General features: G+C 74.8%; 6 protein-coding genes and 1 pseudogene. 1 reads left to right on the forward strand and 6 read right to left on the reverse strand.

The genetic code is table 11. From position 1 onward, the window contains the following. Positions 1 to 13 precede the first annotated feature (13 nt). The 6 genes from ACFQO7_RS25760 to ACFQO7_RS25785 form a co-directional block, all read right to left on the reverse strand. Complete coding sequence (locus ACFQO7_RS25760) at positions 14 to 328, reverse strand: AzlD domain-containing protein (protein WP_376808774.1); 315 nt, start codon at positions 326 to 328, stop codon at positions 14 to 16. Continuing rightward, the gene (locus ACFQO7_RS25765) at positions 325 to 1,083 is read right to left on the reverse strand and encodes an AzlC family ABC transporter permease (RefSeq protein ID WP_376808775.1); all 759 of its coding nucleotides are present in this window, start codon (positions 1,081 to 1,083) and stop codon (positions 325 to 327) included. Before ACFQO7_RS25765 ends, ACFQO7_RS25760 begins: the two co-directional genes overlap by 4 nt. A 172-nt stretch (positions 1,084 to 1,255) precedes the next feature. Next, the gene (locus ACFQO7_RS25770; RefSeq protein WP_376808776.1) at positions 1,256 to 2,551 is read right to left on the reverse strand and encodes an MFS transporter; all 1,296 of its coding nucleotides are present in this window, start codon (positions 2,549 to 2,551) and stop codon (positions 1,256 to 1,258) included. 160 nt (positions 2,552 to 2,711) lie between these two features. Next, positions 2,712 to 3,692 (reverse strand): ABC transporter ATP-binding protein, encoded by a 981-nt coding sequence (locus ACFQO7_RS25775; RefSeq protein ID WP_376808777.1) that lies wholly within the window; start codon positions 3,690 to 3,692, stop codon positions 2,712 to 2,714. 22 nt (positions 3,693 to 3,714) lie between these two features. Then, positions 3,715 to 4,530, reverse strand: a complete 816-nt coding sequence (locus tag ACFQO7_RS25780) for an ABC transporter permease (protein WP_376808778.1) — start codon at positions 4,528 to 4,530, stop codon at positions 3,715 to 3,717. After that, positions 4,523 to 5,386 (reverse strand): ABC transporter permease, encoded by an 864-nt coding sequence (locus ACFQO7_RS25785; protein ID WP_376808779.1) that lies wholly within the window; start codon positions 5,384 to 5,386, stop codon positions 4,523 to 4,525. Before ACFQO7_RS25785 ends, ACFQO7_RS25780 begins: the two co-directional genes overlap by 8 nt. 120 nt (positions 5,387 to 5,506) lie before the next feature. On the opposite strand from ACFQO7_RS25785, the pseudogene ACFQO7_RS25790 reads away from it, so the two are divergent. Then, positions 5,507 to 6,553 (forward strand): annotated as a pseudogene (locus tag ACFQO7_RS25790) (hypothetical protein); the annotation flags it as partial.

The following is a 6,553-nucleotide window of genomic DNA, read 5'->3' on the forward strand; positions in this document are numbered from 1 at the left end:
CGGACCAGAGCGGTCAGGGCAGGCCGGCGAGCCGGAGCACGGCCGCGGTCCCGGCGGCGGCCACCACCACCACGACGAACGGCGCCTTCCGCCACGCCAGGACCGCGCCGACCAGCACTCCGAGCGGACGCGCGAAACCGACGGACAGCCGTCCCGCCTCCGTGAACACCGCCGTGGCGACCAGGGCGGCGAGCAGTGTCGTCGCCGCGATCGGCAGCAGGTGCCGCAGCCGTTCGGGCAGCACCAGCCGGTCGTGCAGCAGCACTCCGGCGATGCGGGTCGCGTAGGTGCCCGCGGCCAGCGCGAGGACCACTAGCAGCATCGTCATCGCGGCCCCCGGGTGTCGGCGGGCGTGGCTTCGTCCTGGCGTACCGTCGCGCCCTGATCTTCGGAGTCCGGATCGGCGGCGGAGCGGTGCGCCGGGGTGGGCAGCAGCACGGCAGCGCCGACGCCGAGCAGGGCCGCCAGCACCGGCAGGCCCGCGGGAAGCAGGGGCGTCGCCGCCACGGCGAGCAGCGATCCGGTGATCGCGGCGGCGCGCGTGGCACGGTCGCGCAGCGAGGGCAGCAGCAGGGCCAGCAGGCCGGCCGGGAACGCGGCGTCCAGCCCGTACACGGCGGGGTCGCCGACCGCCCCGCCCAGCGCGACGCCGATCAGCGTGCCGATGTTCCAGGTCACGAAGATGGTCACACCGACGGTCCAGAACGCTCGTCCCCGGCGTTCGGGGTGGTGCTCGGCCAGCGCGAAGGCCGTGCTCTCGTCGATCACCAGGTGCGCGCCGGCGAACCGGGCCGGGCCGCTCCTACCGATCGCCGGTCCGACGGCCAGGCCGAACGGCAGGTGGCGCGCGTTGATCAGCATGCCGCCGACCACCGCCGCGATCGGGCTGCCGGTCATCAGCGCCACCGCGAGGAACTGCGAACCACCGGCGAAGACGAGCACCGACATGGCCACGGGCACCCAGGCGGGCAGTCCCGAGGCCACCGCGATCGCGCCGAACGACAGGCCGATGACCCCGACCGCGGCCCCGATCGCCGCCGCGTCGCGCCACAGCACGCTCTCGCGCCCGCCTGCCCGCCCCATATCGGTAATCACCTCAAGCCGTTTTGTCAGTTACCTCCACGGTAAACGCCGACGGCGGCACCCCTGCGGCCGCCGTCGATCCGCCCATCCTGTGGACGCCCGCGCCGCTCGGGCCGCGCCGCGCCGGGTCGCCGGGCCGGGTCCCGCTGTCGCCGGAAAATGTGCGCAGGACTCAGGCTGAGGTCAGGGCGGCGGAACGGGATGCCGGGTGCGGGGAGGTCACGGCATCGGCGCGGTCCGCGGCGTGCACCGCGCGACGCAGCCCCGGCGTGACCAGCACCGCCAGCAGCAGCCCCAGCACGGCGGCCGCGAGCGGCACCGCGAACGCGCCGCGGTGGCCGTACGCGTCGGCGAGCCGGCCCGCGACGGCCGCGCCCAGCGAGACCCCCGCGACGACGCCACTGGCCAGCAGGGTCATCACCATGCCGGCGCGGCGGGGCGGGCACAGCCGGCCGGCCAGGGCGTACCCGGAGATCAGGTACGGCGCGGCGGTGACGCCGAGCACGACGACGGCGGCCAGCGCGGTGAGCGTGGAATGGGCGAGCAGCAGTGCCGCACTGCCGCCGACGAGCGCGGCAGCCGACCAGGCGTACCGGCTGACCGGGCCGAGCGACTCCGGCAACCAGGCCACGGCCAACCCGGCGACGGCGCTGCCGACGCCCAGCACCGCGTAGATCAGGCCGGCCGAGCCCGCCGAGCCGATCGAATCGGCGAACGCGGTCACCCCGGTCTGGGTCGCCCCGAACACGATCCCGATCACCGACATGGCCGCGACCAGCACCGCCACCCGCGAGAGCGGCATCCGCCCCGCGTCGGCCAGCTCAGCGGCAGCGGGTCCCGCCGACGCGTCGGCGCGGGGTGCGCGCAGCACCGGCGGCACGGTGCGGTGCAGCGCGAACGGCACCGCGGCCAGCACGGTCAGCGCGGCTCCGACGAGCAGCGGCGCGCCGGCCCAGCCGGACAGTGCCAGGATGCCGACCAGCGCCGGGCCGGCCAGGAACGAGGCCTCGTCGGCGGCTCCCTCGTACGCCATCGCGGTGGGCAGCCGCCGCTGCTGTCCCCGGTCGCCGAGCAGCACCGCCCAGCGCACCCGGACCAGTGGCCCGACCTGCGGCATGGCGAACCCGGCGAGCGCGGCGAGCGGCAGCACCGCGGCGGACAGGCCGCCGGTGACGGCGAACACGAGGGCGGCGTACGCGGCGGCGTCGACGATCGCGGTGGCGATGCCGACGGCGCGCTGGCCGTACCGGTCGGCGAGGGCGCCGGTGACGGGACCGCCGAGCGCCGCGCCGACGCCGAACGCGGCGGCGGCCAGCCCTGCGGTGCCGTAGCTACCGGTGGCGGCGACGACGAGCGTGATCACGCCGAGCGGGCCCATCGCGGCGGGCAGGCGCGCGAAGAACGCGAGGAGGAGGAACCAGGGTCCGGTGATCCGGACGAGGTCACGGTAGGAGGCACGGGCAGACATGAATTGCTCCGGGTACAGCGCGGTGAACGCGCGCCGTCCCACCCAACCAGCGTGCCCCTTGCGGCCCTGTGCGCCACCGAGTGTAACCGAGCAAGATCCGCTCCCGGAAGCGGATGTCACCAGCGGCACAGTCGGCCGTCGTTAAGAAGGTGCCCTTCCTCTACGAAAACCGTTGTGAAGGTGCCCTTCCTTCGGAGCGGTAGAGGCGGGCGATGACTTCTTCGATTTCGGGTTCGGTTACGGATAGGTCGCGGAGGTTGCCGAGGGTGGTGAGGGTGGAGATGAGGGTGCCGACGGAGGCGGAGGTGTCGAGGGTGAAGGTGAGGCGGGGGCCGGTGGTGGTTTCGAGGTGTACGCCGGGCAGGTCGGGCAGGGCCGGGGGCGGGGTGTCGAAGTCGACGGTCACCCGGCGCTGCGAGCCGTAGCGGGCGTGCAGGGCGTCGATGCCGCCGTCGTGCACCACGCGGCCGTGGTCGATGACGACGATGCGGCGGCAGAGCCGTTCGATGTCGGCCAGGTCGTGGGTGGTGAGCACGATCGTGGTGTCGCCGGTCTCGCCGAGTTCGGCGAGGAAGCCGCGGACGGCCTGCTTGCTGACCACGTCCAGGCCGATCGTCGGCTCGTCGAGGAACAGCACCTCGGGGCCGTGCAGCAGGGCCGCGGTCAGCTCGCCGCGCATGCGCTGGCCCAGCGACAGCTGGCGCACCGGGGTGTCCAGGAACGGGTCCAGTTCCAGCAGGTCGCGGCAGCGGCGCAGGCGGGCGGCGTGCTCGGCGGCGGGCACCCGGTAGATGTGGCGCAGCAGCTCGTACGAGTCGCGCAGCGGCAGGTCCCACCACAGCTGCGAGCGCTGCCCGAACACCACGCCGATGCGCCGGGCCAGCAGGATGCGCTGCGGCACCGGGGTCAGCCCGCACACCGACACCCGCCCGCCGGAGGGGTGCAGCACGCCGGTGAGCATCTTCAGCGTCGTGGACTTGCCCGCGCCGTTCGGGCCGAGGTAGCCGAGCAGCTCGCCGCGCTGGACGGTCAGGTCGACGCCGTCGACCGCGGCGACGTCGCGCCGTTCCCGGCGCAGCAGGCCTTTGCGCACCCGTACGGTGAAGTCCTTGCGCAGCCCATGTGCCTCGATCACGTTCACGCCCCGTGCCTCCCGTCGGTGTTCATGAGCCGGTGCTGCGGTAATGCCGTACCCCGGTGCGCCAGACCAGGGCGGCCAGGGTCGCCGCGACGGCGGCCAGCAGGGGGCCGCACCAGCCCAGCCAGGCGGGTGCCCCCAGCGGATCGGGGCGGTCCAGCAGGAGGAGCGCCGGGTAGTACGCCACCAGGCCGAAGCCCAGCCCGAAGGCGAGCAGGTGGCGGAACCAGCCGCCGTAGACGGTCATCGGGTACGAGGTGAAGTCCCGCCCGCCGTAGGTGAGCGCGGCGCTCAGCTCGCCGGAGTCCACCCACCAGAACGCCACGGTGGCGGTGGCCACGAACACGGCGCTGAAGAAGACCGCCCCGGCCACCGGCGTGACCGCCAGGAGCAGCAGGTTGGCGGGCGTGAGCGGCACTCCGGCCAGGCGCACCGCGATCGCGAGCACCACCACCCCGGAGAGCACTCGGCCGATCCGCCGGACGCCCACGTCCATCACCAGCAGCTGCCACAGCACACCCAGCGGGCGGATCAGCACGGCGTCGAGCAGCCCGGTGCGCACGTGCCGCTGCACCCGGTCGATGTTGCCGACAGCGAGATCGGCCAGCGAGAACGCCAGGGACGACAGCCCGAACACCAGCAGTGCGTCGCCCAGCGAGAACCCGGCCAGCAGCGGCACCCGCTGGAACACGACCAGCACGGTGAGCAGGTCGGCGCCGGTGAACACCACGTTGGTCAGCAGGTCGAGGGTGAAGCTCACCCGGTACGACGCCTGCGAGCGCACCTGGGCGGCGATCAGGCGGCGGTAGATCGCGGCGGTGGCGGCCCTGGGCTCAGCCACCCTGCACCACCAGCCGCCGCTCGGCCCGCCGCTGGACGACGACGCACGCCGTGAACAGCAGCACGGCCCACATCGCCTGCAGTCCCAGCAGCGCCAGCTGACCGGCGGGCGGGTCTCGTTCGACCAGCACGTCCAGCGGAACCTGTAGCAGGGACGGGAAAGGGGTGCCCAGGTAGACGGCGGTCGCCGCCCAGTCCGGCAGGAAGCGGATCGGGAAGTACAGCCCGCCGAGCATGCCGGCGCAGACGGCCCAGCCCATCAGCACGCCGCGGGTGTCCAGCAGCCAGTAGCCGGCCGCGTTGGCCAGGTACCGCCCGGCGAAGCAGACCAGCACCGCGAGCAGGACCGACACCGCGAACAGGGGGTAGGTGGCGGCCCGGCGCGGCAGGTACATGTCGAACGCCAGCGCGCCGACCGCGATCGGCACGACGAACCTCGTGAGCAGCGCGTACGCGGCCCGGCCCAGGTCGGGCAGCAGGTAGCCGAGCACGGGGTGGACCGGGCGCAGCAGGTCGGTGACGACGTCACCGGAGCGGATCCGGTCGGCCAGGTCGGTCCAGCCCCACATGGCCACCACGCCGATCAGGCCCTGCCCGGCCCATACGTAGGTGACCAGTTGCGGGGCGTCGTAGCCGGCCGCGTGCCCGCCGAGCGCCGCTGCGGAGCCGGCCACGGCCAGCATGACGTAGGTGCGCACGAAGCCGAACATGGTGTTGGTGGCGGTGGCCGCCACGGTCGCCTGACGGTATGTGGCGAATCGCCGGAATCCCGATGCACCTAATGTCCGGAAGAGCCCTGCCGTCTCGGTGAAGTTTCGGATTGTGAGCCGATCCGCAGTGGCGGTGACGAAGCCCACCCCGTACCCTCCACTCGCAACCGCATTCATTTTTCGGGCCGGGCGCGACCATACCTTCGTGGCGAACCGGTTCGCGATGCATTTGTGCCATAAGCGACTCAGAACCAGGCGAGGTGGGGCGTGACCGACGAGCGCACCGACGAGCGGCACCGCGGCACGCCGGCCTGGGCCGGTACGCCAACGTCGCCGTGGTCGCGCGTGCCCGGACAGCGCCCGCCCGCGGACTCCCCCGACCCCGCCGCGCAGCAGCCCGCCAACGCGCAGGCGCCGCAGCAGGGCGGCCCGCAGCAGCCCGGCCAGTACGGCCCCGGCCAGCCGCACCCCAACGGTCCCCAGCAGTACGGGCAGCCGCAGGCCGGCCAGGGCCCGCCCGGGCCGTTCCCGCCCGCCAACGGGCAGCGCCCGCCGCAGCAGGGCCAGGGCAACTGGGACCCGAACGCGCAGCGCGGCGGCCGTCCCGGCCCGATGCCGCCGCAGCCCGGCCCGCAGTACCGCCCGAACGGCCCCGGCCCGCAGGGCCAGGTCTACGGCGGCCCCCACCAGCAGCACCCGCAGCAGGGCCCCGGCCCGCAGGGTCAGTACGGTCCGCCCCAGCAGGGCCGCCACCCGCAGCAGGGCCCCGGCCCGCAGGGTCCGCGCCCGCCGCAGCAGGGGCAGGTCTACGGCGGCCCCAACCAGCACCCGAACGGCCCCCAGCAGTACGGCCAGCCGCACCCCGGCCAGGGCCAGTCCTACGGGCACCCGCAGGGCCAGCCGCCGTACGGCCCGCCGCAGGGCCGTCCCGGCCAGCCGCCGCACGGCCAGGTCTACGGCCAGCCCGGCGTGCCGCCGCAGGGTCACCCCGGCGCGCCCGGGCAGGGCCAGCAGGGCTATGCCCCCGCACCCGGCCAGCAGGCGCCCGGCCAGCCCGTGGCGCCGCAGGTTCCGCAGGCCGCTGCAGCCGCCGCGCCGCCCGCGCAGCAGGCCGCCCCGACGTCTCCCGCCCAGCCCGCCGCCCCGGCCACGCCGGCCCCGGCTGCCGCTCCGACGGCCGCCGCGCCTGCGCCGGCCGAGCAGGCGCAGGCCGCACCGAGTCGCCGCGGACGCCACTCCACCTCGGACACCGGCATGATTCCCGCCATCACCGACGACACGCCGGCTCCCGCCGAGGCCGCGGCCCCTGCTGCC

This window comes from Catellatospora aurea (assembly GCF_042663325.1).
Classification (GTDB): Bacteria; Actinomycetota; Actinomycetes; order Mycobacteriales; family Micromonosporaceae; genus Catellatospora; species Catellatospora aurea.

Bases quoted from the DNA above. Each gene is read 5' to 3' on its own strand.
- ACFQO7_RS25760 (WP_376808774.1), bottom strand. From the start codon at position 328: ATGACGATGCTGCTAGTGGTCCTCGCGCTGGCCGCGGGCACCTACGCG.
- ACFQO7_RS25765 (WP_376808775.1), bottom strand. From the start codon at position 1,083: ATGGGGCGGGCAGGCGGGCGCGAGAGCGTGCTGTGGCGCGACGCGGCG.
- ACFQO7_RS25770 (WP_376808776.1), bottom strand. From the start codon at position 2,551: ATGTCTGCCCGTGCCTCCTACCGTGACCTCGTCCGGATCACCGGACCC.